The sequence below is a fragment of the Pedobacter sp. R20-19 genome (assembly GCF_000708265.2).
GTDB lineage: Bacteria > Bacteroidota > Bacteroidia > Sphingobacteriales > Sphingobacteriaceae > Pedobacter.
In genome coordinates, this window is the sequence record NZ_JCKI01000007.1 from 210,085 (window position 1) to 234,966 (window position 24,882).

The 24,882-nt window shown below is 37.4% G+C and carries 21 protein-coding genes; 6 read left to right on the plus strand and 15 right to left on the minus strand.

Annotated features, from left to right (window positions below; all coding sequences use genetic code 11):
* Nucleotides 1–218: 218 nt before the first annotated feature.
* Nucleotides 219–1,802, plus strand: a complete 1,584-nt coding sequence (locus AN34_RS16265) for a peptide chain release factor 3 (RefSeq protein WP_029287038.1) — start codon at nucleotides 219–221, stop codon at nucleotides 1,800–1,802.
* 137 nt (nucleotides 1,803–1,939) lie between these two features.
* On the opposite strand, the gene AN34_RS16270 is transcribed toward AN34_RS16265, so the two are convergent.
* A complete protein-coding gene (locus AN34_RS16270; RefSeq protein WP_029287040.1) occupies nucleotides 1,940–2,956 on the minus strand; it encodes a YafY family protein in 1,017 nt (338 codons plus the stop codon).
* A 290-nt stretch (nucleotides 2,957–3,246) separates the two neighbouring features.
* Between AN34_RS16270 and AN34_RS16275 the strand changes: the two genes are divergently transcribed.
* The 3 genes from AN34_RS16275 (at nucleotide 3,247) to AN34_RS16290 (ending at nucleotide 7,407) form a co-directional block, all read left to right on the plus strand.
* Nucleotides 3,247–4,764 (plus strand): TROVE domain-containing protein, encoded by a 1,518-nt coding sequence (locus tag AN34_RS16275; protein ID WP_029287042.1) that lies wholly within the window; start codon nucleotides 3,247–3,249, stop codon nucleotides 4,762–4,764.
* Nucleotides 4,765–5,397: 633 nt separating this feature from the next.
* On the plus strand, nucleotides 5,398–5,970 hold the full coding sequence (locus tag AN34_RS16285) for a metallophosphoesterase (RefSeq protein WP_029287046.1): 573 nt from the start codon (nucleotides 5,398–5,400) through the stop codon (nucleotides 5,968–5,970).
* A gap of 12 nt (nucleotides 5,971–5,982) precedes the next feature.
* Nucleotides 5,983–7,407, plus strand: coding sequence for an RtcB family protein (locus AN34_RS16290; protein WP_029287048.1), 1,425 nt, complete (start codon nucleotides 5,983–5,985; stop codon nucleotides 7,405–7,407).
* A 180-nt stretch (nucleotides 7,408–7,587) separates the two neighbouring features.
* On the opposite strand, the gene AN34_RS16295 is transcribed toward AN34_RS16290, so the two are convergent.
* The 14 genes from AN34_RS16295 to AN34_RS16360 all read right to left on the minus strand — a co-directional run bounded on the left by AN34_RS16295 (nucleotide 7,588) and on the right by AN34_RS16360 (nucleotide 20,878).
* Nucleotides 7,588–8,841, minus strand: a complete 1,254-nt coding sequence (locus tag AN34_RS16295; RefSeq protein ID WP_029287050.1) for a pyridoxal phosphate-dependent aminotransferase — start codon at nucleotides 8,839–8,841, stop codon at nucleotides 7,588–7,590.
* Nucleotides 8,842–8,950: 109 nt separating this feature from the next.
* Nucleotides 8,951–9,283, minus strand: a complete 333-nt coding sequence (locus AN34_RS16300) for a type II toxin-antitoxin system RelE/ParE family toxin (RefSeq protein ID WP_029287053.1) — start codon at nucleotides 9,281–9,283, stop codon at nucleotides 8,951–8,953.
* Entirely contained in the window at nucleotides 9,283–9,471 is a 189-nt protein-coding gene (locus AN34_RS16305) for a hypothetical protein (RefSeq protein ID WP_029287055.1), read from the minus strand. Before AN34_RS16305 ends, AN34_RS16300 begins: the two co-directional genes overlap by 1 nt.
* 20 nt (nucleotides 9,472–9,491) lie before the next feature.
* Nucleotides 9,492–10,823 (minus strand): argininosuccinate lyase, encoded by a 1,332-nt coding sequence (gene argH / locus AN34_RS16310; RefSeq protein WP_029287058.1) that lies wholly within the window; start codon nucleotides 10,821–10,823, stop codon nucleotides 9,492–9,494.
* 71 nt (nucleotides 10,824–10,894) lie between these two features.
* Nucleotides 10,895–11,962 carry a M20 family metallo-hydrolase gene (locus AN34_RS16315; protein WP_029287060.1) on the minus strand — a complete coding sequence of 356 codons (1,068 nt, stop codon included), beginning with the start codon at nucleotides 11,960–11,962 and terminating at the stop codon, nucleotides 10,895–10,897.
* 87 nt (nucleotides 11,963–12,049) lie between these two features.
* On the minus strand, nucleotides 12,050–12,862 hold the full coding sequence (gene proC / locus AN34_RS16320; RefSeq protein WP_029287062.1) for a pyrroline-5-carboxylate reductase: 813 nt from the start codon (nucleotides 12,860–12,862) through the stop codon (nucleotides 12,050–12,052).
* Nucleotides 12,863–13,116: 254 nt separating this feature from the next.
* Nucleotides 13,117–13,911: an acetylglutamate kinase gene (argB, locus tag AN34_RS16325; RefSeq protein WP_029287064.1), complete on the minus strand. Its 795-nt coding sequence runs from the start codon at nucleotides 13,909–13,911 to the stop codon at nucleotides 13,117–13,119.
* Nucleotides 13,901–14,953 (minus strand): YhcG family protein, encoded by a 1,053-nt coding sequence (locus AN34_RS16330; protein ID WP_029287066.1) that lies wholly within the window; start codon nucleotides 14,951–14,953, stop codon nucleotides 13,901–13,903. Before AN34_RS16330 ends, argB begins: the two co-directional genes overlap by 11 nt.
* A gap of 55 nt (nucleotides 14,954–15,008) precedes the next feature.
* Nucleotides 15,009–15,983 carry an acetylornithine carbamoyltransferase gene (locus tag AN34_RS16335; RefSeq protein WP_029287068.1) on the minus strand — a complete coding sequence of 325 codons (975 nt, stop codon included), beginning with the start codon at nucleotides 15,981–15,983 and terminating at the stop codon, nucleotides 15,009–15,011.
* Nucleotides 15,984–16,064: 81 nt separating this feature from the next.
* Entirely contained in the window at nucleotides 16,065–16,403 is a 339-nt protein-coding gene (locus AN34_RS16340; protein ID WP_197285546.1) for a four helix bundle protein, read from the minus strand.
* Nucleotides 16,404–16,556: 153 nt separating this feature from the next.
* Nucleotides 16,557–17,687, minus strand: a complete 1,131-nt coding sequence (locus tag AN34_RS16345) for an aspartate aminotransferase family protein (RefSeq protein WP_029287073.1) — start codon at nucleotides 17,685–17,687, stop codon at nucleotides 16,557–16,559.
* Nucleotides 17,688–17,845: 158 nt separating this feature from the next.
* Nucleotides 17,846–18,832, minus strand: coding sequence for an N-acetyl-gamma-glutamyl-phosphate reductase (gene argC, locus AN34_RS16350; RefSeq protein ID WP_029287075.1), 987 nt, complete (start codon nucleotides 18,830–18,832; stop codon nucleotides 17,846–17,848).
* 151 nt (nucleotides 18,833–18,983) lie between these two features.
* Nucleotides 18,984–20,177 carry an argininosuccinate synthase gene (gene argG, locus AN34_RS16355; RefSeq protein ID WP_029287078.1) on the minus strand — a complete coding sequence of 398 codons (1,194 nt, stop codon included), beginning with the start codon at nucleotides 20,175–20,177 and terminating at the stop codon, nucleotides 18,984–18,986.
* Nucleotides 20,177–20,878: an N-acetyltransferase gene (locus AN34_RS16360; protein ID WP_029287080.1), complete on the minus strand. Its 702-nt coding sequence runs from the start codon at nucleotides 20,876–20,878 to the stop codon at nucleotides 20,177–20,179. Before AN34_RS16360 ends, argG begins: the two co-directional genes overlap by 1 nt.
* Before the next feature lie 639 nt (nucleotides 20,879–21,517).
* On the opposite strand from AN34_RS16360, the gene AN34_RS16365 reads away from it, so the two are divergent.
* Both AN34_RS16365 and AN34_RS16370 read left to right on the plus strand, forming a co-directional pair.
* A complete protein-coding gene (locus AN34_RS16365) occupies nucleotides 21,518–22,213 on the plus strand; it encodes a DUF4397 domain-containing protein (protein WP_197285547.1) in 696 nt (231 codons plus the stop codon).
* Between the two features lie 256 nt (nucleotides 22,214–22,469).
* Entirely contained in the window at nucleotides 22,470–24,881 is a 2,412-nt protein-coding gene (locus AN34_RS16370) for a TonB-dependent receptor (protein WP_029287085.1), read from the plus strand.
* Nucleotide 24,882 lies beyond the last annotated feature (1 nt).

A 24,882-nucleotide genomic window follows, 5' to 3' on the forward strand; every position in this document is an offset into this window, starting at 1 on the left:
ATATTAGCGATAATTTTAAGTTAATACCAGTGGAAACTAATTTGAAAAAACTTGCTTTTCAATTTTAAAAAACTGCAATCTGTTTTCAATTAAACAGTTAACCAAATCACTCATCTTTTTCTTATCTTTGCCGCCTGATGAAACAACAATATCAACTTCTTATCGCTGTTAAATTCCTTTAACAAGGTTTCATCACCCTTTACATCCAAAATTTTATTATGCTTAACCCTGAAATAGAAAAACGTAAAACCTTTGCCATTATTAGTCACCCCGATGCAGGCAAAACCACATTAACAGAAAAATTTCTGCTTTTTGGTGGTGCCATTAACACTGCTGGTGCAGTAAAAAGGAACAAAGCGAATCAAAGCAACACTTCCGATTTTATGGAGATTGAAAAGCAACGTGGAATCTCAGTTGCAACATCGGTAATGGGTTTCGAATATAGTGGCAAGCGCATTAATATTTTAGATACACCTGGTCACAAAGATTTTGCGGAAGATACTTACCGAACCTTATCAGCGGTGGATAGCGTTATCCTGGTGGTTGATTGTGTGAAAGGTGTGGAAGAGCAGACCGAAAAACTCATGTCGGTTTGCCGTATGCGAAATACACCGGTTATCATCTTCATTAACAAAATGGATCGTGAAGGTAAAGAGGCTTACGATTTATTAGATGAAATTGAAGAAAAACTAAGTATCAGCCTTTGTCCGCTTTCATGGCCAATTGGTCAAGGCCATACTTTTAAAGGCGTATACAGCATTTATAACAAACACCTAAATTTATTTAATTCTGATAAAACCAAAGTAACCGATTCGGTTGTAGCGGCCAATGATTTAAATGATCCTTCTTTATTGAATTACCTGAAAGAAAACGAGATCAATACGTTGAAAGACGATGTGGAACTCGTTGACGGTATCTATGGTAAAATTGATAAAGATTTATATACCGATGGTTTGGTTGCACCTGTGTTTTTTGGGAGTGCGATCAATAATTTCGGGATAAAAGAACTCTTAGATACTTTTATTGATATCGCTCCAAGCCCTCGACATAGAGAAGCTGAAGAGCGTGACGTATTGGTTGAAGAGAAAAATTTCAGTGGATTTGTATTTAAGATCCATGCCAACTTAGACCCAAAACACCGCGACAGGATTGCTTTCTTAAGAATCTGCTCTGGCAAATTTGAGCGCAATAAATTCTACTACCATACCCGTCAGGATAAGAAATTAAAATTCTCTAATCCGATGGATTTTATGGCCAATGAGAAAAGTATTGTTGAAGAGGCCTGGCCAGGTGACGTGGTAGGTTTATACGATAGTGGAAACTTTAAAATCGGTGATACTTTAACCGAAGGTGAAAAACTGCAGTTCAAAGGAATCCCTAGTTTCTCTCCATCTATCTTTAAAGAAGTAGAAAACATGGATCCTATGCGAACCAAACAATTGGAAAAAGGTATTGAGCAGTTAACGGATGAAGGTGTGGCACAATTGTTCGTGATGCAGCCGGGAAACAGGAAAGTGATCGGCGCCGTTGGTGAGCTTCAGTTCGAGGTAATCAATTTTAGGTTAGAGCATGAATATGGTGCAAAATGTCGCTTCCGTACATTGAGTTATACCCGCTCAAGCTGGGTTACTTCTACCGACAGAAAAAAACTGGATGAATTTGTGAAGCGTAAGCAACAACATATTGGATTTGATAAGGAAGCCAATCCAGTTTATTTAGCGGATAGTGAATACATGATCAATTTAACCAAACAAGATTATCCTGATATTGAATTCCATAAAACGAGTGAGTTTAAGAGTTAATATGGAATGAAAGAATTATAGATTGATTGAATGAAAGAATGAGTGAATAACAGCGTTATTAAATGAAAGAATTTTGAATGAGAGAATGCCTGCATAGCTGCCTATATTCTCTCATTCAATCATTCAAAATGCAATCATTATTTAGTTTCATACTGTTTAAAATTCTGCCCCAGCCGTCTTTTCACTTTAGAAATTAATAATCTTGGCGACAGTACTTTAACACACTCCCCAAAACCCAATATTTCACGTTCCAGTTCAAAGTTTAATACCACATCAATTCTAAAAGTAGTCGTTTTCTCATTTTTACTTAATACAACTTGCGAGGAATGCAAAGGTTTTGTAAGTACATAGGGCGCATGATCATTTGTAAACTCTAAAACTACCTTTTGTGCCCGATCCCTTTCACTTTTGGTTACACCAATTAAATCATCATAATATCGATCGAAATCTATCCCTTGGTATGCAACAAATTCTTCATTGGGTAGCTCTTGAAACTCAATAATCCGATCCAAAGCCAGATTCAAAATTCCCTGACGTTTTTTGGCTTTACAGATAAGAAACCACCTGTTTCTATATTCCTTTAATAGATAAGGGTAATAAATGCCTTGTTGAGCCTGCTGCGCCTTGAAAGACTTATATTCGATCAATAGCGATCGTTTATTCAAAACCGCCTGATATAAGGATGGAATGCATTCCAGGCCTTTTACCAGTTTATTACTTTCCAATTGGATGTGATTACCACTTTGTTTGGTCGATTTGTTCAAATTATTTTCCAAACGAGCAATCATATCACTCATCTCGTCAAAATAATTAAATGCATTAAACTGTTTCAGTACACCAACAATTTCCTTCATCTTATCGACATCAGCATTATTGATCGGCGCTTTGGTAATACTGAAATTTGAATCTTCATAAGCATAAAAGCGTTTATCTTTCACTACGATCGGTGCATTATATCCAAGCTTATCACTCCGCATCAGCTGAATATCTGCCTGAATGGTGCGTTTACTTACACCAGTGGTTATCCCTTCCAGTTCATAAAGCGTTTCAGATACCTTTTCGATAAGATCTTCCAATGTCCATTTCCGGAAACGGTTTTTCAGGCAATCGTCGATAGTTTTGTAACGAATGAGTGCTAATTTATTTACTGCCATTTTTTAAACAATTTGGGTTTCACGCTAACAATCTGATCGTAAAGCTTAATTAAATATAGCAAAGTGTTCTTCATCTACGCAATACAATTGCGCAATTGGACGATAAAAGAAAAAATATAATGGAAAAATTAAATTTATTTACCTAATTATCAGATAATTAATTCTTTTATATCAAAATAATTTTTACTGCGCAAATCAGCCGCATAGTGGTGGTGGCATCTTTGTAATGTCAGAATGGCAAAGAAATTTGCACTGATTAAATAAAAGTTTAAACACTTAATTCAACGATTATGAGATTCAATTTCTTTAACAAAAACATACAGGTAACAACAAATCATGAGGGTGCAAAAGCATATATCATGAGTCCTGAAATGGAACTGTATACTGCAGTTGTGACTACAGGATTGAACGATTCGTTTTATGAAGCTGGCAACAGCAGGTTAGAAAGAATTAAGGCTTTGATTGAAAAATGCAATCCGGAATTCGTTGCAAGATTGGCTGTTTATGCCAGGACGGAGATGAATTTGAGATCAATCCCAATGGTTTTATCGGTAGAGTTGGCCAGAAAAACTTCAGGTAATTCAATCGTGAGCAAAACAGTAAACAGGGTTGTTTTACGTGCTGATGAGATCACCGAAATGTTGGCTTACTATCAGATTGCAAATGAGCGGACGCAAACCAAAAAACTGAATAAACTTTCTAAACAGATACAAAAAGGTTTGGTAGCATCTTTTAACAATTTTGATGAGTATCAATTCGCGAAATACAATAGAAACGCGGAGGTAAAATTAAAAGATGCTTTGTTTTTGGTACACCCTAAAGCTAAAGATGCCAATCAACAGTTGATATTTAATAAAATAGCATCAGATAGTTTAGCAACGCCCTACACCTGGGAAACGGAGTTTTCGGCTTTGGGTAAAAACAGATTTGAAAATGAATCTGCCAAAGCATTGGCCTTTACCCAAAAATGGGAAGAAATGATCGAAAGCAAAAAAATCGGTTATATGGCCCTTTTGAGAAACCTGCGCAACATTTTGGAAGCTAATGTATCCGGTAACCATATTGAAATGATCTGTAGTTATTTGTCAAACGAAAAAGCAGTTTTAAGCTCAAAGCAATTGCCATTCAGGTTTTTATCAGCTTACCGTGAGATCAAAGTGATGAAATCGAAATACACTTCGGTTATATTAGACGCTCTGGAAGATGCAGTAATGTGCTGTGCAAAAAACATTAAAGGTTTTGGCATTAATACTTCGGTAGTGATTGCCTGCGATGTATCAGGTTCAATGCAACATGCCATTTCGCCAAAAAGCTCGATATTTTTATATGATATTGGATTAATGTTGGCGATGTTACTACAATCGCAATGCAAAAATGTAGTATCAGGCATGTTCGGTGATACCTGGAAAATAATCAATATGCCGAAAAGAAATGTTTTAGCAAATGTGATGGAATATTACAGAAGAGAGGGTGAGGTTGGTTACTCCACAAACGGGCATCTGGTTATTGAAAGCCTGGTCAAAAATAAAGAAGTAGTTGATAAAGTGATGTTATTTACCGATACACAAATGTGGAACAGTAATCATACCAGTCATTCATTTGCCAAATCATGGACTAATTATAAAAAAATTGCTCCCGATGCAAAATTATTCTTATTTGATCTTTCTGGTTATGGTAAAGTACCTTTAGATATACAAAAAAATGATGTCTATCTTTTGGCAGGATGGTCGGATAAAATTTTCGATATCCTTTCGGCAATGGAAGATACCAAATTTGCTTTAGAAAAAATAAATCAGATTACATTGTAAACCCCTCCCGCAATATTTAGTTGCGGGAGTTTAAAAGAAATTAAAGAAAAGCAAGTGTCGTAAAAAAGAGTTACTTCGTATTTAGGGATACCCGGGTTGTAGGTTCGAGTCCTACTTCTTATAAAATAGAATAGCTCAATTGGTTAGAGCAGGAAACAGTCTCCTTTTGCTTTTCACCTTGCTTAATTAAAATAACACAGAATGCCGTAAACAAGAGTTACTTCGTCACAATTGAGGGGAGGAATAATGAAGCTGTAAAACCAGCAAGATTATCCGGTTCGACTCCGGCAACGACTTGCCCCATAAACTTTTGTTGCTTTTTGCTTCTGTTAATTAAAAAATTAAGATGCCGTTGTTTAAGTGTTACTTCGATTGGTTGAATATAGTGCAGGTTCGAATCCTGCTAGTAAATACACACTTGCCAGTTTTGCTCTTAAATATTAAACACGCTCAAAAAATGAGTGCCGTAGCTAAATGTTACTTCGTCCAAAAATTGATACATTTTGCACCTTTTGCCTCATTAATTAAAATAAATTAAATTTAGAACCCTTCGGTTAGGCGAATGTTGCTTGCCGAGGATTATTAGAATAGTGTAGTTGATTCATATGACATCAATACGCAATTAAATAGAATATGAATACAAATAAAATATGGTTCACGTCCGACAATCATTTCGGGCACAAGAACATCATTGAATTTTCGAAAAGACCCTTTGCAAATGGAGATGAAATGAATGCCGAGATGATAAAACGATGGAACGAAAAAATTAGAAAAGATGATATTGTTTATCATTTAGGTGACTTTGCCTTGATGTCTGCAAATAGAACTCGGCAGATCAGAGAACAATTAAACGGGAAAATATATTTGATAAAAGGAAATCATGAAAGCGCAGCCTTAGAATGCGCTGATTGTTTCGAATGGATAAAAGATTATTTTGAATTAAAGGTTAATGATAACGATTCAGAAAACAAAGGACCAAGGCTTATAGTCTTGAGTCATTACGCAATGAAGGTTTGGAACGCTAGTCATCACGGAACTTGGCATTTATATGGCCATTCACATGGTAGTTTACCAGATGACGAAACTTCTTTGTCATTTGATGTCGGCGTAGACTGTCACAACTTTTATCCACTATCTTATCGGGATATAAAAAACATTATGATAAAAAAGAAATGGATGCCACCATTTGGACCTAGAAATAAGTGATACGAAATAGCAATGAACAACAACATAACAGGGAATAACCTCATAGAAATAGGTTATTCCGAAGGAAAAATAGTAGGCCTAACTTTAGGTATCCTGAGAGAAAATTTCACGGATATAGAAGAAAAAGAATTACTGGCCTTATTTAAAAAAGTGAAAGATTACCCGGAAAGTTTTTTGGATGACGAAGTCTTAAATGTATTGGCCACAGCGATTATTGAAGAGTCGAATCCAAAATCGGATGGCACAATCGAGCTGGTTAAAAATGCAAAAGACTATTCCATTTTCGGTGCTGATTATATAGAAGAAGGCGCTAGAAATCAAATGAATATTGCCATGAAACTGCCTGTTTCGGTAGCTGGTGCACTAATGCCTGATGCCCACCAAGGTTACGGTTTGCCGATTGGTGGTGTTTTGGCGACTAGAAATGCAATTATTCCGTATGGCGTAGGTGTAGATATCGGATGCCGTATGGCTTTGAGTATTTTCGATATCCCAGAAAAACATTATTTCGGGAAGGATGCCATGTACAAACGAGAACTGATTGCTTTTACCAAATTTGGTGCCGGACAAAACTTCAAAAGTGACGAAAGGGCAGATCATGAAGTTTTAGAAAATGAAGCGTTTAATTCCACTCCATTTCTTAAAAATTTACATGGAAAGGCCTGGGCGCAATTGGGTACTTCGGGCGGTGGAAATCACTTTGTGGAATGGGGTATTATTGATTTCGCCGAACGCGATGAAATTTTAAATATCGATAGAGGCCGTTACGTGGCTTTGTTAACACACTCTGGTTCTCGTGGCCTTGGAGCAACCATTGCAGGTCATTACACCAAACTGGCGAAAGAAATCTGTAAACTCCCTAAAGAGGCTGCAAACCTGGCTTATTTGGATTTAAACTCGGCGGAAGGGCAAGAATATTGGATTGCCATGAATTTGGCCGGCGATTACGCCTCTGCTTGTCATGAGGTTATCCATAAAAGATTAACCAAAGCCATTGGTGCTAAAGTTTTAGCCAAGGTAGAAAACCATCATAATTTTGCCTGGAAAGAAATGCTTGATGGCGAAGAAGTAATTGTTCACCGAAAAGGTGCAACACCAGCTGGTAAAGGTGTGATGGGAATTATCCCGGGAAGCATGACTGCACCAGGATTTCTGGTGAGAGGAAAAGGCGAAGTAAATGCAATCAATTCAGCTTCGCATGGTGCGGGTAGACAAATGAGCCGAACAAAGGCGATTCAATCGATTACTAAATCGGATATGAAAGCCATTTTGAAAGATCACAACGTTACCTTAATTGGAGCTGGCTTAGATGAGGCACCAATGGCCTATAAAGACATTAACAAAGTAATGGCCGCACAAACAGAACTGGTTGATGTAATAGCCAAATTTGAACCAAAAATGGTGAGAATGGCTGATGATGGAAGCAGGGAGGATTAGTTTGGAGTTCAGAGCTGGGAGTCTTGAGTCCCAAGTCCTTAGTCTAAAGTCAAATCGTCACCCTGAATTCATTTCAGAATCTATCTTGCAAGAAAGATGCTGAAATAAATTCAGCATGACGATCAATCAAAAAACCCTCTTCAAAATTAATTGAAGAGGGTTTCTTATACGCTTATAATCTTATTTTAACTTACTCAAAGCCACTTTAATCCTTGGCAGCATATCTTTAATATCTTGCAAAGTACATGCACCTACTGATGCCCTGAACCAAGGCATGCTATCTGCATTTCCGAAGGCTGAAAAAGGAACCAAAGCAGCACCTGCTTCTTTGATCAGGTAGAAATTCACGTCTGCACTGTCTTTTAAAAGCTGACCATCTTCGGTAGTTTTTCCGATGTAATCGATTTTGATGGTTAAATAAATGGCCCCCATTGGTTCAACAGCCTCTACGTTAAATCCCTCATTTTTTAATTCGTTAAAGCCATTATAAAGCGCATTCAAACTATCCTGAATCTGACTTTTAAAACTGGTTAAGAAAGAATCAACCTGTGCTTTATCATTAAAATAATTTGACATGGCTACCTGCTCTGCTTTTGGTGCCCAGGCGCCCATGTGGCCAACCAAAGCCTTCATCCTATTGATAATATCTTCCGGACCAAAACCCCAACCTACACGTACACCAGTTGCAGCTAAACACTTAGAACTTCCATCCACAAATACCGTAAACTCACGCATCGCCGGACGCAATGAAACTGGGTTTACATGTTCTTTTCCAAATGTCAAAAGTGAATAAATCTGATCGTACATTAAATACAATGGCTTTTCGTCAGCTCCACGACTTGCATTTTCTTCTAAAACAACATCACATATTTCAGCTAAAGAATCACCATCGAACATGGTTCCTGTTGGATTTAAGGGAGAGCAAAGTGCTAATAACGTGGCACCTTTTAAGTGCGGTTTTAATTGCGCCGCAGTTGGCATGAAGTTGTGCGCTGCATCGGTTTCTACAGCAACAGCTTCTGCAGAAGTTAAGTGGCAATAATGATTGTTATTCCATGATGGTGCAGGGAAAACAACGGTATCTCCCGGATCAATTAAGGCTAAATAAGTAGCATAAATTAACGGACGAGAGCCACCGGAAACTAAAATACTATTGGTATTATATTCCAATCCGAACCTATCTTTTAATAGTTCAGAAACAGTTTCTCTTAAGGATAAAACCCCATCTGCAGGTGGATAATTGGTTTGATTAGCATGATACGCATCTACGATCCCAGCTTTCAATTCGGTTGGAATCGGGTAGATGTTCGCATCAAAATCGCCTATGGTTAAATTAGCGATTGAAGCACCTTTGCGCTTCATTTCGTTAACTTCGTTACCGATTTTTATAATTTCTGAGCCGATTAATGAACTGGCCAATACTGAAACTTTCATCTGTTTATATTTTATTTGTAGGGTGATGAAGCTATCATGACTTATTAATTATTCCTGATGGAAAATCATGATGGTTTCATAAATATATATTAATCTGCTATTAGCAGATTTATAATGCTTTAATTATTTTCTGAAGTTCTTTTTTATCAATAGTACTTTCTTCTGATTTATCATAGAGGGTCAACATATTGATAATGATTCCATCAGGGGTATTTGAAATTAAATAAGTTATTATCCTAAATCCTCCGCTTTTACCTTTTCCTTTGCTTTTTACAGCAAGTCTAATTTTGTACAAACCTGCACCCAGATCATTACCTTGGTGCGGATTTTCAAGAAGTTTTTCTTCGAGTTCGTAGAGATCTTCTACTAAAGAGATATATTTCTTTTTATAGACTTTGGCTTTTTTGATAAAAACGTCTGAATAAATAACTTCATTAGCCATTAAATATCTTTTAGGCTTAAAGGCTTACGTTTTCCTTGCTGCATCTCATTAATTTCTTTTAAAGCCTGAGCAATTTCAGAAGTAATCTGACTTGTTGGTTCTACTTTAACTTTAGCACCAATTTTGCTGAGGAACTCTTTTACGAAACCTGCGTCTTTATCCTTAATTTCTATTGTTAAAGTTGTCATAATTACAAAATTAGCAAAATTTATTTAACCAAATCTTCAATAGCTTTATTCACTTTTCCGAAACCAAATTGCGATAAAACATCATGCATTACTGCAGAAATTTGCTCATTACAAAGGTTGCCGATGCTTCCTTCGTGTGTATGGTGTATTTGGCTCGATGGTGCAAAGGTACCATTTTCAATCTGTTCACCTACAATTTTGTATGCTTCTCTGAATGGAACGCCTTGTAGCGCCAGTTCATTAACCACCTCTACACTAAACAGGTAGTCGTATTTCTTTTCTTTCAGAATATCATCCTTAATGGTGATGTTTTGAAACATAAACGTAGCGATCTCCAAACATTCATTCAAGGAAGTAATTGCGGGGAAAAGATTTTCCTTTAGCAATTGTAAATCACGGTGATAACCTGATGGCAAATTGGTGATCATCATGGCAATTTCATTCGGTAAAGCCTGGATTTTATTGCAACGTGAACGAATCAACTCAAAAACATCTGGGTTTTTCTTGTGCGGCATAATACTTGAACCTGTAGTCAGTTCTGCCGGAAAACTAATGAAACTAAAATTCTGGTTGATGAACAAACAAACATCCATTGCCATTTTGGCTAAAGTAGCTGCAATGGAACTCATCGCTTGGGCTAAAATTCTTTCCGTTTTTCCACGTCCCATCTGCGCATAAACCACATTATAGTTTAAGCTTTCGAATCCTAATAATTCAGTGGTTAAAGTTCTGTTTAATGGAAAGGAAGAACCATAACCAGCAGCTGAACCCAATGGATTTTTATTGGTAATTTTCCATGCAGCGAGCATGAGTTCCAGATCATCGGCAAGGCTTTCTGCATAGGCACCAAACCATAGTCCGAATGATGATGGCATGGCAATCTGCAAATGCGTATAGCCTGGCATAAACTTATCTTTGTGCGTATTACTTAATTCGATTAATTGGTTAAACAAGGCTGATGTTTGGCTCACCATATCTTCAATACAAGCCCTGAAGAATAATTTTAAATCAACTAAAACCTGATCATTACGTGAACGCCCGCTGTGAATTTTTTTTCCTGCCTCACCAATGCGCTGCGTAAGCAACCATTCTACCTGCGAGTGAACATCCTCTACTGTATCTTCAATAGTGAAATTTCCAGACTCAATTTCTGCGTAGATGTTTTTCAGTTCTTTTTGAATGGTTTTCAATTCATCTGCGGTTAGCAAATTAATCGTTTCTAACATTTCTGTATGAGCCAAGGAACCCAAAACATCAAACTTTGCCATCTGCAGGTCCAGTTCGCGGTCTTTTCCAACCGTAAAGGTTTCTACAAATTTATTTACGTCTATATTTTTTTGCCAAATCTTCATTCTTACTTACGATTTTAAAATTACGATTTACGATTTTTGAACTACGAAATCGTAATTCATCAATCTAAAATCTAAAATAGGATAACTGGTTTCAGCATATTTACATATCCTTCCACACCTTCTGCAACCTCGCGTACATATAAGAACTCATCAGCCATGTGCGAGCGGCCAGAAAAACCTGGTCCACATTTTACGGAAGGAATATCCAACAAAGCTTGATCGGATGTAGTTGGAGAGCCATAAGTGGTTTTTCCCAATGCTACTCCGGCCTGAACAACCGGATGGTTCTTATCTATGGATGATGGTTTCAACCTAATGGAACGTGGGGTTACCTCACAATCTACATTTGCCCGGATGATTTCCAGAACTTCTTCGTTTGTATATGCATCAGTTACCCGAACATCTACAGTAAAAGTACAATTTGCCGGAACCACATTATGCTGTGAACCTGCATTGATAATCGTAACTGTCATTTTCAGCGGACCAAAAACTTCAGAGACTTTCGGGAACTGATAATTCCTGAACCATTCAATGTCTTTCAAAGCTTTGTAAATGGCATTTTCGCCTTCTTCACGTGCCGCATGACCAGCCTTACCATGAGACACACAATCCAATACCAATAATCCACGTTCAGCAATGGCCAAATTCATTTCTGTCGGTTCACCTACAATTCCGAATTCCAGCTCACCTAAATCGGGCAGAACCAATTCTAATCCATTGTTACCAGAAATTTCTTCTTCTGCCGTTGCAGCCAGACAGATGTTATATTTTAAATTTTCTTGTTCGTAATAATACAAAAATGCACCAATTAGTGAAACCAGACAACCACCAGCATCATTACTGCCCAAACCAAACAATTTATCTCCTTCAATGGCTGCATCATATGGGTCGCGGGTGTAACCTGAATTTGGCTTTACCGTATCATGATGTGAATTTAGAAGCAATGTTGGCTTAGCCGCATCAAAATGTTTGTTGTAAGTCCAAACGTTATTCATTTTACGCTGGATCTTAACCCCTCTCTCCTCCAAAAACTGCGCAATTAAATTCGCCGTCCGGTCTTCTTCTTTGCTAAAAGACTGGATACGAATCAACTGCCGCAATAAGTCCAGGCTTTCTTTTTGTATATTTTCTAGTAACATAGTATCAAGTAATTGGTAATAAGTATCAAGATAAATTTCATCTTGATTTGCTACTTTTATTTGCTTTAAGCTTTAGTCTTTCTGCTTTTAGCTTTCTTTGGTATACAAATTTCCTGCTTTTAAAGCTGAAAGTTTAATTCCTTTTATGAGTGATGAGCTAAAACCATTGTGTTCCATTTCGTTTAAACCGGCAATGGTACAACCTTTTGGCGAAGTTACTTTATCTATTTCTGATTCCGGGTGTGTACCATGCAATAAAAGTAAATCGGCTGCTCCCTTTGCCGTTTGAACAGCCATTTTAAGTGCTTCATCGGCATGAAAACCAATTTCAACACCGCCCTGTGATGCTGCCCGGATTGCCCTTAGAAAGAATGCGATGCCGCATGCACAAAGTGCTGTAGCGGAAGTCATTAAATCTTCGTTTATTTTAACTACCGAACCTACCGTTTCGAACATTTTGGTCACATCCGCAATATTTTCTGCTGAGGCATTATCGCTGGCCATGCAAGTCATAGATTGTCCGATGGCGATTGCAGTGTTTGGCATTACCCGGATTACCTCTACATCTTCTCCTAATTTTTCTCGAACGGCAGCGCAGCTGACACCAGAAATCACCGAAATAACCAGGTGTTTAGCCGGAACAATAGAAGTCTGAATTTCATCCAAAACTGTATTTAATTGTTGTGGCAATACGGCAAGGATTACAACATCAGCTTTGGCAACCGCTTCTTTATTATTGTTGCTCACTACAAATCCAGCATCGGCGAAAGGTTTTAAATGATCGATATTTCTCCGGGTAAGCGTGATGTCGATGGCTTTGGCAAAATCGGCTTTCACCAGGCCTTTCGCTAAAGATAAACCGATATTTCCGCTTCCAATGATGGCTATTTTTTTATTCATTTGATTACACAGATTTTAGTGATTTCACCGATTTTAATCAATTAATATTTATTTGAAAAGCAGTTTCAGTAATACTATTAATGTTAGTCCTGCTATTCACTGCAATCTTTTTTAAACTCATTGTCATGCTGAGGCGCGAGGCAATCTTAGGCTGCATTATTACATTATAACTAACACCCCGCCCTGCGGGCACCCCTCTAAAAGAGGGGAATTGCAAAACGCTTAAGCGCAATGACAAGTCCCCTTTAGGGGATTTAGGGGTTCATCTTCGTTCCAAAAGTTCCATCAGCTAGTTCTGCCAATTCATCGGCTTTACCGATATAAACAGCTGAAACACCTTTTTTAATCGCTTCAAATGCATTATGCAATTTTGGGATCATTCCGCCCTGCACTGTTCCATCAGCTTTTAAACCTTCAAATTCATCTGCTTTGATTTCTCGAACTACAGAATCATCATCGTTCACATCTTTCAGCACTCCTTTTTTCTCAAAGCAATATACCAAACGTGTTTCATATAAAGCAGACATGGCTACAGCAACTGATGATGCAATGGTGTCGGCATTGGTATTTAACAGCTGGGTTTCTCCATCATGTGTAATGGCACACAAAACAGGAACTAATCCGGCTTGCAATAATTTATTTAAGGTTTCGGCAGAAACAGATTCTTCATCCAAATCACCTACAAAACCATAATCGATCTCTTTTACAGGACGTTTTTTTGCCTGAATGATATTTCCATCTGCACCGGTTAAACCAATGGCATTGCTGCCCTTGGCTTGCAACTGGGCAACCATATTTTTATTAATTAACCCTGCATAAACCATGGTGACGATTCGCAAGGTTTCAATATCTGTAATTCGGCGGCCATCCACCATTTTCGCTTCGATGCCTAAGCTTTCACCCAGTTCTGTTGCGATTTTACCACCACCATGAACCAATATTTTATCGCCAGGCAAAGCTGTAAAATCCAGCAAAAACTGATGTAAGTTTGCTGAGTTATCGATTACGTTTCCACCAATTTTGATGATGGTAAGTTGCTTATTGTTCATTTCTATAAAAAATTTCAGAAAGTTGATGCAATTTTTCTGCGAGCAGTTTTTTGTCTATCAACTTGGTTTCATAATCGGCAATTAGTGCCGGTGATACATTTCTGGATAGTGCATATTCTACCACTTCTTCATCCTTGCCTTTACATAATAAAACACCAATACTTGGATTTTCATGTGGCCTTTTTACATCACGATCCAAGGCTTCAAGATAAAAATTTAGCTTACCTAAAAATTCCGGTTGAAATTCTTCAATTTTAAGCTCAAATAAAACCATGCATTGTAAATCACGATGGTAAAATAATAAATCGGTATAATAGTCTTTATTCCCTACCTGCAAACGGTATTCACTCCCCATATAAGTAAACCCTTTACCCATTTCTAAAATGAAATTTTGAAGATTTTTAATCAGCGCTTGCTGCAAATCACTTTCAGAATGAATTTCTGGTAGGGCTAAAAATTCAAAAATATAAGGATCTTTAAAAATGCCTGCAGGTAATTTTGAAGTAACTGCCGTACTAAATTTATTGCCAAGCATTGTTCGTTCAAAAGTAGCTGAATTTAACTGGCGTTCGAGTTCTCGGGTAGATAATTTATCTTTTATACTCTGATAAAGGTAAAATAGTTTTTCTTCGCTTGTTTTTGTTTTAGCCAAAATTAGTAAATGGTTTGTCCAACTAATTTGTGTCAGCAGTGCTGACACAAATTTATATCGCTCATTTACAGCATCTTGAAATTGTGTCATCAGTGGTGACACAATTTCCGAATCGCTATAAACTTCATAAAATTGTTTCATTCTATAAAGTCCGCGGCGATTAAATCCTTTTAAAAGGGGTTGCCTTTCAGCAATATAATCTGCTAAATCGTTTACCGTTCCATCTCCCCAATTTCCCGCTAAAACTTTTTCTGAAACAATTTTTCCAATATTAAAATACAACATCACCAATTCGGCATTTGCCTTACTGTAAACCCGATTCCGGGCATCGTTGATCATGATGATCACTTGCTCGAAATCGGATAAAGTATTTTTAATTGGGTTAATCATATATAAAAATTGTATTTAATGATCGTATTGTATCAACACGAACCAAGGCATTTTGCTATTTCAATTCTTCTAGCATGGCTTTGATTACGGCTTGTGCTGCCCATAAACGATTGCCCGCCTCATGGATGACCAATGAATTTGGTCCATCTAATATTTCAGAAGATAATTCCAGATCTCTGCGAACCGGTAAACAATGCATTACTTTCGCATCATTAGTGAATTTTAACTTTTCATTGTCCATCATCCAGCCTTCAGGATAATTTAATACTTTACCATATTCCTGATAACTACTCCAGTTTTTCACATATACATAATCAGCTCCAGCCAATGCCTCCTCAATATTATACTGAATATCGGCACCGTTAGTAAAATCTACTGAAAGTTCATAGCCTTCAGGTTGAGCAATGGTAAAATCAATCATTCCTTCCTCCTGTGCTTTACACATCCATTCGGCAAATGAGTTTGGAACAGCTTGTGGCAATGCTTTTACATGAGGTGCCCAGGCCAAAACCACCTTTGGTTTGTGTCCATCTAATTTCTTCGTCCAGGTCTCGTGAATGGTAATGATATCAGCAAAGCTCTGTAAAGGATGGCGTGTTGCACTTTCTAAACTAACTACCGGAACAGCACAATATTTAACAAATTTATTGAAGAAATCTTCACTGTAATCTTCCTCACGGTTGTCCAACTTTGGAAAAGAACGCAATCCTAAAATATCGCAATATTGCCCCATAACGGCGGCGGCTTCACGAATATGCTCAACAGTTGAGCCATTCATGACTACACCATCCTGTGTTTCTAATGCCCAACCTTCTTTATCCATATTCATCACCATCACATTCATCCCTAAATTTAAAGCAGCCTTTTGGGTACTTAAACGAGTACGCAGACTTGGGTTCATGAATACCAATCCAAGGGTTTTGTTTTTACCTAAATCCTGGTGCGCATATGGATTCGCCTTTAATTCAAGCGCATCTTCTACAAATTGTTTGATGCTTGGAACATCGTGTACGGAAGTGAAAAGTTTCATTTTGTTGAGCTTAAAGGTTAAAGCGTAAGGATAAAAGCTTTTGCCAAATGCAAAAAACTAATTGCCAAATCTTTAACTAAATTATTTTCTTAATCGCTTCAGCAAGCCTATCAGCATTGCTTTAACTTCATTAGTTTTATTATTTATTTCCTGATGCTTTTCTTCATTCAAGTATCTCAAATCTTTTGCAAGCAGGCAAGCGTATTCAGCATCATGGCAAGAACCTAATGCCATATCCAAAAATCTTGCGAAATCCATATCTGAATTTCTTCCAGCGCCTTCCGCAATATTTAAAGGAACTGAATATGCAGCCCTTTTTACCTGGCTATACAAATCATACTTTTCTGACAGCGGAAATAATGGAAGTACATCTGAATAAACAAATAGTACCATCAAATGCGCTTTTTTCCAAACTTCCAATTTTTGATAATCTCTCATTTTCGTTTAAGCTTAATCGTTAAGCAGAAAGACCAAAGTTCCTCCAATTGAAAATAGGGATTCTTTAAAATTAGTTTTTTGTCATCATATAAGCTAATCGCAGTCTGCTTTCAGCTTTAATCTTTTAGCTTTCCGCTAATAAACAAGTTTACCAAATGCCTCCAAAAATTCATCAGCATGTGCCTTTGTTAAATTCAAGGCTGGCAATAAGCGGATCACATTCGGTTTTGCTTCGCCAGTGAAAATATGGTAAGTGAATAATAACTCTTTTTTAACGTGAGCAAGCTCCGCTGGCAATTCAATACCAATCATTAATCCACGACCGCGAACTTCAACTACCTGTTCAAATTTTTTCAATTCTGTAATTAAGTAATTTCCGATTTCTTCAGCATTTTTCATGAGATTATCTTGCTCCATTATCTCTAAAACAGCCAATGCTGCAGCACAGGCCAAATGATTACCACCGAAAGTAGTACCTAATTCGCCATGCCAAGGCTTAAATTTAGGTGCAATTGAAATTCCAGCTATTGGAAATCCATTACCCATTCCTTTGGCCATGGTGTAAACATCAGCTTCAACACCTGCATAATCATGCGAGTAGAATAAACCTGTACGACCATAACCGCACTGAACGGAATCAGCAATGTAAACCGAATTGTATTCATCGCACAGTGTTCGGATTTTCTGCAAGAAACTTTTTGAAGCTTCTTTAATTCCACCCACACCTTGAATACCTTCAATAATTACCGCTGAAATGTCATTGCCTTGCGCTTTGAAAGTTTCTTCTAAAGCAACCTCATTGTTAAAAGGTAAAAAGATTACGTTTTCGGTCTGGTTAACCGGCGCTACAATTTTTGGATTATCGGTTACCGCAACAGCCAATGATGTACGCCCGTGGAAAGCACCCGTGAAAGCGATTACTTTCTTTCTGCCATTGTAAAATGAGGCCAATTTTAGCGCATTCTCATTGGCTTCTGCTCCTGAGTTCACCAAAAACAACTGGTAATCTTTCTTCCCAGAAACCTGACCTAATTTCTCGGCCAACTGTACTTGCAGAGGAATTTTAACTGAATTAGAGTAAAAACCAACTTTATTTAACTGCTCAGTTAAGCGATTAACATAATGCGGATGGGTGTGACCAATGGAAATCACGGCATGGCCACCATATAAATCTAAATATTTTTGTTCGTTAGCATCCCAAACATTGCTGCCTGATGCTTTAGTAATTTCTATATCGTTAAGAGGATAAACGTCGAATAAGTTCATTTTTTTTGAGCTTAAAGACTAAAGCTAAAGGCTTAAAGCTTCCTGCGAATTTCATTCTGGTCGCTATCCTTGGGCTTTAGTCTAATTAAATATTAGTTGTTTCTTCAGGCGGTATGCTGTTTTGCTTTAGCTTTTGGGCTTTCCACTTTAAGCTTAAATTAAAAATTGGCTGCCTTTAGTTTCAAACCTGCTGTTTCGTCTAAGCCAAACATTAGGTTCATATTCTGAACCGCTTGTCCGCTGGCACCTTTTAAGAGGTTATCAATAATGCTGATGATAAATAATTTATCGCCGTGTTTCTCTACATGGACCAGCGCTTTATTGGTATTGACAACCTGTTTTAAATCGATATTTCGCCGGCTTACATGTGTGAAAGGATGGCTACTGTAATATTCTTCAAAAATGCTTTGTGCTTCTTCCAAAGTTAAATCGCTTTCTAAATATATAGCAGCTAAAATACCTCTGGTAAATGCGCCACGTTGCGGAATAAAACTTAAACTATCTTTTAGTGATGGCTGCAACTGCAATAAACTTTCGCCAATCTCATTCAGGTGTTGATGCTCAAAAGCTTTATAGATAGAGAGATTATTATTTCTCCAGCTAAAGTGTGAAGTAGCATTTAAGCCTTGTCCGGCTCCTGTTGAACCAGTTGTCGCGTTAATGTGAACTTCACTTTTAATTAAACCTTTTGCAGCTAAAGGCAATAAACCTAATTGGATACAAGTAGCAAAACATCCTGGGTTTGCAATGTTGCTGGCAGATTTTATTGCTTCGCGATTTAACTCCGGCAGGCCATAGATAAACTTACGATTTTCGAACTCATCATTTGCAGTTAATCTAAAATCCTGAGATAAATCAATGATTTTAATACTTTCCTTGATGGGATTGGCTGCTAAAAACTTTTTTGCATCACCATGGCCAACACATAAAAACAATACGTCAATATCTTGCGGAATATCACTTACAAATTTTAGATCTGTATCTCCGATTAAATCAGTGTGTACATCAGAAACTAAGTTTCCGGCATTGCTGGTACTATTTACAAAAGCAATTTCAACATTAGGATGATTAACCAAAATACGAAGCATTTCACCACCTGTGTAACCCGCTCCGCCAATTATTCCTGCTTTAATTTTATCACTCATAATCTGTTCTATCAATATAGATGGATATGAAAATTAGATTTTAATACTCCTTCGACAAGCTCAGGATGACAACACTTTGGGGATTGCTTCGTCGTGCCTCCTCGCAATGACGAGATGCATAAAGGTAGCTTTCCGCTTTAGTCTTTCAGCCTTAAGCTTCTTCTCCGTTTACCTTATGCCAAATCATCACCTGGTTACCAAAAATTTTAGAGAAACCTTTTACATCTTCTCCACTCCAGGCATTGTTCATTTCGCCGTAGCTACCAAATTTGTTGCTCATTAAATCATGCTTAGATTCAATACCGATAATCTGGAAACGATAAGGCAACAACTCAATAAATACTTTTCCGCTAACTACTTTTTGGGTATCAGCTAAAAAGGCTTCGATGTTCCGCATGATCGGGTCGTGGAATTGACCTTCATGCAACCAGTTGCCATAGAAAGAAGACAATTGCTCTTTCCAGCTTAACTGCCATTTGGTTAAAGTGTGCTTCTCTAAAGTATGGTGAGCTTTAATAATTAATACTGGTGCCGCAGCTTCGAAACCCACCCGGCCTTTAATTCCGATGATGGTATCACCAACATGAATGTCACGACCAATTCCAAAGGGTTGAGCAATGGCCTGTAATTTTTGAATGGCGTTAACCGGCGCTAGCGTTTCACCATCAATGGCAACCAATTCACCTTCCTCAAAGGTTAATTCGATTTTACGTGCTTCCGTTTCTGAAACCTGCGTTGGCCAGGCACTTTCTGGTAAGGTTTCGTGAGAAGTTAAAGTTTCTTTTCCACCTACTGATGTTCCCCATAAGCCTTTATTAATAGAATATCTGGCTTTTTCTGCACTATATTCAACACCATGTTCAGCTAAATATTCTATTTCCGCTTCGCGGGATAATTTTAAATCTCTAATGGGTGTGATGATTTCAACACCTGGAATCAGGATATTAAAAATCATATCAAAACGTACCTGATCATTACCAGCACCAGTACTTCCGTGAGCAACATAATCGGCACCTACCTTTTTAACATAATTGGCAATTGCAGTAGCCTGGCTTACACGCTCTGCACTCACAGAAAGCGGATAAGTAGCATTTTTAAGTACATTACCGAAAATCAGGTATTTAATGCAATCATCGTAATAACTTTTAGTTTCATCTACTACAGCATGTGAAGCTACACCTAAGGCATAAGCTCTTTTTTCAATCTCCTGCAATTCTTCATTAGAAAAGCCACCCGTATTTACAATTACTGAATGAACTTCTAATCCACGATCTTGTGCTAAATAAATACAACAAAATGAGGTATCAAGACCTCCGCTAAAGGCTAAAACAACTTTCTTCTTCATTATTTATGAAATAATAGGGTAAATAAAAACATTAATGCCTTTAAACCAGATTTTGGCTTAGGCTTTACAACTAAATGCTGCTTTATGCGCATAAAGCGTTCGTATAATCTAGGTTTCTTCTGTAATTCTTCTGCGAATTTCTTTGCGGCATCATGCTTTTGAGTAGCCGGATCATATAACATGGCAGTACACATGCAGTTTTTACGTTCCTTCATTTTCAAAATATCGAAATTGACGCAGCTTTGGCAGCCTTTCCAGAATTCCTCATCCTGTGTCAGTTCAGAATAGGTAACAGGCTCATAACCCAAGTCGGAGTTAATTTTCATTACTGCCAAACCAGTTGTTAAACCAAAAATTTTCGCCTTGGGATATAAACTTCTGGAAAGATCGAAAACTTTCTCTTTGATGGCGTGGGCTAAACCAGCCTTTCTAAATTTAGGAGAAACGATTAATCCGGAGTTAGCCACAAACTGACCATGGCTCCAGGTTTCAATATAGCAAAAGCCAGCCCATGTACCATCTTTATGGAAAGCGATAACCGCTTTACCTTCGATCATTTTACCAGCAACATAATCTGGAGAACGTTTTGCAATACCTGTACCGCGTGCCTTCGCAGATTCGGCCATCTCGGTTACAATTTCTTCTGCAAATACACGATGTTCAGGAAGTGCAACCTGCACTATAAATTCGTTAATATCCATTCGTTTTCTAACGAAAAATTATAAGTATTCTTGTTAATTGGGTTTTTAGAGAGGATCAATTCCTCATTACGCTTAGTGGGAGTACTAAATACGTGGCGTGAAATTTTGCCGGCTTGTGGGATAATAAAATACGGGTTGGAAACGATTAATAAACAAACTCTTTCCGAACGCCAGTTGCGCGGAGAAAGCAGAAAGTTTATGTAAAAATTGTTTAATCATTTCTTGCGTATTAAAACGGCTATAACTCTATTGAGGTGCAAAGGTTTAAATAATAATTGAGTTCCACAATATTTTTTGAATTTTTTACAAATTTCACAAAAATATTATACGGTTAAACATGTCTTTTGATGAGCCTGCCATAAGAGGCAACTTTTAATACATCTAAACTGATACTAGTTAATCTGGATCTGTCTTTAATCATTTGAAGAACTTTAGTGCTTAACAAAAGTATGAATGCTATTGGTATTTAATGTTAAGATTTCTGAAAGGTTAAGTAAACACATTTAACATTCCTTAACAAGATTTAACAATCACTGATGATATTAAAACACAATATTTGTGCTATTGTAGCGCTTGCCAACCGGTAAACGTTTAACTTCAGACTACATTTATTAATTAAAAATTTAAAAACTTATGAAAATGTTTACTCTAAAACAGCTTAGTTATTACTCTTTCCTAACACTTATCATTTCTATGGGATTTATTTCCTGTAAAAAAACAGAAGCTGTTGATTCGACATTATCAAGTTTAAGGGTAATCAATATTTCACCTACACTTAGTACATACAATGTATATTTGGATGGAACAGCGCTAAATACAGCAGCCCTCCCATTTGCCGGATCAACAGCCTACACCACTAAAACCTCGGGTGCTTATACTTTAAAATTTACGACCGAAAGTTCTATCGAAAGTGTGTTAACGAAATCGGTTAACCTAAATGCCAGCACTTATCAATCCTTTTACTTAATTAATAAAACCTCAGCGCTGGATGTGTTAGCCTTAACAGATGATTTAACTGTATCATCAACAGATAAAGCATACATTCGCTTTATTAATTTATCTCCCGATGCTTCCGCTATGGATTTGGCAAAAACGGGTAGCACCAGTAGCTATACCACCGCAAAAGCTTATAAAAGTGCAAGTGGTTTTATCGCAATAGACCCAGGAACGTTTACACTGGATTTAAAAGAAACAAGTTCTGGCACAATCAAGGCAGTTTCTGAAAGCAGTACCTTTACTGCGGCCTATCACTACGATATTATTGCCGGAGGGGTAGTTTCACCTGCTAATGACACAGAAAGATCACTTAGTTTGCGCGTAGTAGCAATTAAATAGTCTTGTTACATGATATAGGTTTTCTATTCTTATCAAAGATCAATCAGAAAACCCATATCTGTCTCACCATCTCCGAACAACTTAAATGTTAAATTTTTTCAATAAAAAATGACATTAACCATTCATTATCAATTATTTAACAGATAACCACACCTATACAAAAAACCTCTTATTTAGAATTATTACTAATTATTTGGATTATAAAAAATTCTACCGTTATTTTGCGGTTGTTTAGAATTAATCCAAATAAATCAACATGTTTAAACTTAGACTATTTAGTTCAATATTTCTACTCTTATTTTTTACTTCAATTGCCTTCGCTCAGCAAACATCAACCATCAAAGGGATAGTGACCACCTCAGATGGCAAACCTGCACCTTTCATTTCTGTTGGCCTTAAAGGCAAAGGTATCGGAAATACCACTGCAGAAGACGGAACTTATACTTTAGATCGGGTTAAACCAGGAACTTATATTATTCGCACCTCCGGGGTTGGTTTAATTTCAGAAGAAAAAAGTATTTCAGTCTCATCAGGCCAATCACTTACGGTAAATTTTGTGCTGAAAGAAAATGCAGATCAACTTAAAGAGGTTAATATTAGTAGTAATAAACGAAATAAATTTGCTACCAAACCCAGCAATTACGTAGCTAAGCTGCCTTTGAAGAACCTGGAAAACCCTCAGGTTTATGTAACCATATCAAAGGAATTAATGGAAGAACAAATTGCCACAGATTTTAGCGCTGTCTTAAAAAATTCTCCGGGGCTCGATAAACTATGGACCTCAACCGGCCGGAGTGGCGATGGTGCAGCTTATTATAACCTACGCGGTTTTGTAACACAAGTATCTATGATTGATGGTATTGCCGGGCAAACCAACGGTGATCTGGATCCCGCAAATATCGAAACTGTTGAAGTGATAAAAGGACCCTCAGGCGCTTTATACGGTGGCGCACTCACCAACTTTGGGGGTTTAATTAATGTAGTAACCAAGAAACCTGTAGATACCACAGGCGGGTCTGTTTCTTATTACACCGGAAGTTTCGGGTTAAACAGGTTAACTGCTGATGTTTATGGCCCCGTTAACAAAGCTAAGAACCTCTTATTTAGGGTTAATGCAGCATACAACAAGCAAAATAGCTGGCAAGATGCCGGTTTTAACAAATCTACTTTCCTCTCTCCTGCTTTAGAGTACAGGGTTAATGATAAATTAAAATTAAATTTAGCTGCCGATTTCTATAGCTATGAAGGCACTAACCCTTTAATGGTTTTTCTAAATAGAAGCAGACCATTAATTGCCCGCACCCCTGATGAATTAAATTTTGATTTTGGTAAGTCTTACACCAGTAATGATTTAACTGTTAAAACACCTACTACCAATGTACGCGGCCAGGTAACTTATAAAATTTCTGATGCGTGGACCGCACAAACAAATTTCTCTCAAAACACACGTAAATCTGACGGATTTTACCAGTACGTAATGTATCTCGGTGCCACTGATGATGTACTTTCCAGGTATATCAACATCCAGAATTCAACCAGTAACGGAGCCAATATTCAGCAAAATTTTATTGGAGATTTTAAAATCGGAGGGATTAGAAACCGGGTAATCATCGGCTTGGATTATTTATCTCAAAAAACCAATAACAGCAATTCTCCATATGTATTGTTTGATTTAGTAAATAGCATAGGTACACCTGCAAACTATGCGAGTATTACCCGTAGTGCTGTAGAAGCTAAAATCGCCGCAGCTTCTGGCCCGGCGAAAACATCAACATTAAATAAAGTATATAGTGCTTATGTATCTGATGTAGTGAACATCACTGATGAGTTAGGTGCTATGCTTAGCTTAAGGGTTGATCGATTTGACAATAAGGGAACTTATAATATTGCAACTGGTGTATCAACTGGTAAATATTTACAAACGGCGCTTTCTCCTAAATTTGGCTTAACTTATAATATTGTAAAAGATCAGGTGGCATTGTTTGCCAATTACATGAACGGTTTTAAAAACCTTGCTCCTGTTATTCAGCCATTGGCAGATATTAATGGCACGTTTAAGCCTCAGCAAGCCAATCAGATTGAAGGAGGTGTTAAGGCTGATTTATTTCGCAACAAACTAAATATTACTGCCAGTTATTTCGACATCAAAGTAGATAACATTATAAGGGCTGAATCCATCAACAGAAACGGAACCAATTATAACATTAGCGTTCAGGATGGAACACAAAGGAATAAAGGTGTAGAAATCAGCTTAAATGCCAATCCTATTGAGGGCTTGAATTTAGTTGCAGGTTATAGCCATATAGATAGTAAGTTAACCAAAGCTGCTCCATCAGTAGAAGGCAGAAGACCTGTTGATGCAGGACCGAAAAATATGATCAACGGCTGGATTAGCTATACCCTTACCACCGGAAGTTTAAATGGCCTGGGTCTTGGTTTTGGCGGTAATTATAATAGTGATAACGTGATCACAAATAATTCAGCTACAGGAACCTTTACCCTTCCGGCATTTACTGTTTTAAATACCACTGTTTTCTATAATAAAAGCAGGTATAGACTTGGGGTTAAACTGGACAATATTACCAATAAGCGATATTATAAAGGCTGGACCACCATCGAACCTCAAATGCCTAGAAATTTAGTAGCAAACCTCACTTATAAATTTTAAT

Coding starts and splice junctions, on each gene's coding strand:
- AN34_RS16265 (WP_029287038.1), top strand. CDS start 219: ATGCTTAACCCTGAAATAGAAAAACGTAAAACCTTTGCCATTATTAGT.
- AN34_RS16270 (WP_029287040.1), bottom strand. CDS start 2,956: ATGGCAGTAAATAAATTAGCACTCATTCGTTACAAAACTATCGACGAT.
- AN34_RS16275 (WP_029287042.1), top strand. CDS start 3,247: ATGAGATTCAATTTCTTTAACAAAAACATACAGGTAACAACAAATCAT.
- AN34_RS16285 (WP_029287046.1), top strand. CDS start 5,398: ATGAATACAAATAAAATATGGTTCACGTCCGACAATCATTTCGGGCAC.
- AN34_RS16290 (WP_029287048.1), top strand. CDS start 5,983: ATGAACAACAACATAACAGGGAATAACCTCATAGAAATAGGTTATTCC.
- AN34_RS16295 (WP_029287050.1), bottom strand. CDS start 8,841: ATGAAAGTTTCAGTATTGGCCAGTTCATTAATCGGCTCAGAAATTATA.
- AN34_RS16300 (WP_029287053.1), bottom strand. CDS start 9,283: ATGGCTAATGAAGTTATTTATTCAGACGTTTTTATCAAAAAAGCCAAA.
- AN34_RS16305 (WP_029287055.1), bottom strand. CDS start 9,471: ATGACAACTTTAACAATAGAAATTAAGGATAAAGACGCAGGTTTCGTA.
- argH (WP_029287058.1), bottom strand. CDS start 10,823: ATGAAGATTTGGCAAAAAAATATAGACGTAAATAAATTTGTAGAAACC.
- AN34_RS16315 (WP_029287060.1), bottom strand. CDS start 11,962: ATGTTACTAGAAAATATACAAAAAGAAAGCCTGGACTTATTGCGGCAG.
- proC (WP_029287062.1), bottom strand. CDS start 12,862: ATGAATAAAAAAATAGCCATCATTGGAAGCGGAAATATCGGTTTATCT.
- argB (WP_029287064.1), bottom strand. CDS start 13,911: ATGAACAATAAGCAACTTACCATCATCAAAATTGGTGGAAACGTAATC.
- AN34_RS16330 (WP_029287066.1), bottom strand. CDS start 14,953: ATGATTAACCCAATTAAAAATACTTTATCCGATTTCGAGCAAGTGATC.
- AN34_RS16335 (WP_029287068.1), bottom strand. CDS start 15,983: ATGAAACTTTTCACTTCCGTACACGATGTTCCAAGCATCAAACAATTT.
- AN34_RS16345 (WP_029287073.1), bottom strand. CDS start 17,687: ATGAACTTATTCGACGTTTATCCTCTTAACGATATAGAAATTACTAAA.
- argC (WP_029287075.1), bottom strand. CDS start 18,832: ATGAGTGATAAAATTAAAGCAGGAATAATTGGCGGAGCGGGTTACACA.
- argG (WP_029287078.1), bottom strand. CDS start 20,177: ATGAAGAAGAAAGTTGTTTTAGCCTTTAGCGGAGGTCTTGATACCTCA.
- AN34_RS16360 (WP_029287080.1), bottom strand. CDS start 20,878: ATGGATATTAACGAATTTATAGTGCAGGTTGCACTTCCTGAACATCGT.
- AN34_RS16365 (WP_197285547.1), top strand. CDS start 21,518: ATGTTTACTCTAAAACAGCTTAGTTATTACTCTTTCCTAACACTTATC.
- AN34_RS16370 (WP_029287085.1), top strand. CDS start 22,470: ATGTTTAAACTTAGACTATTTAGTTCAATATTTCTACTCTTATTTTTT.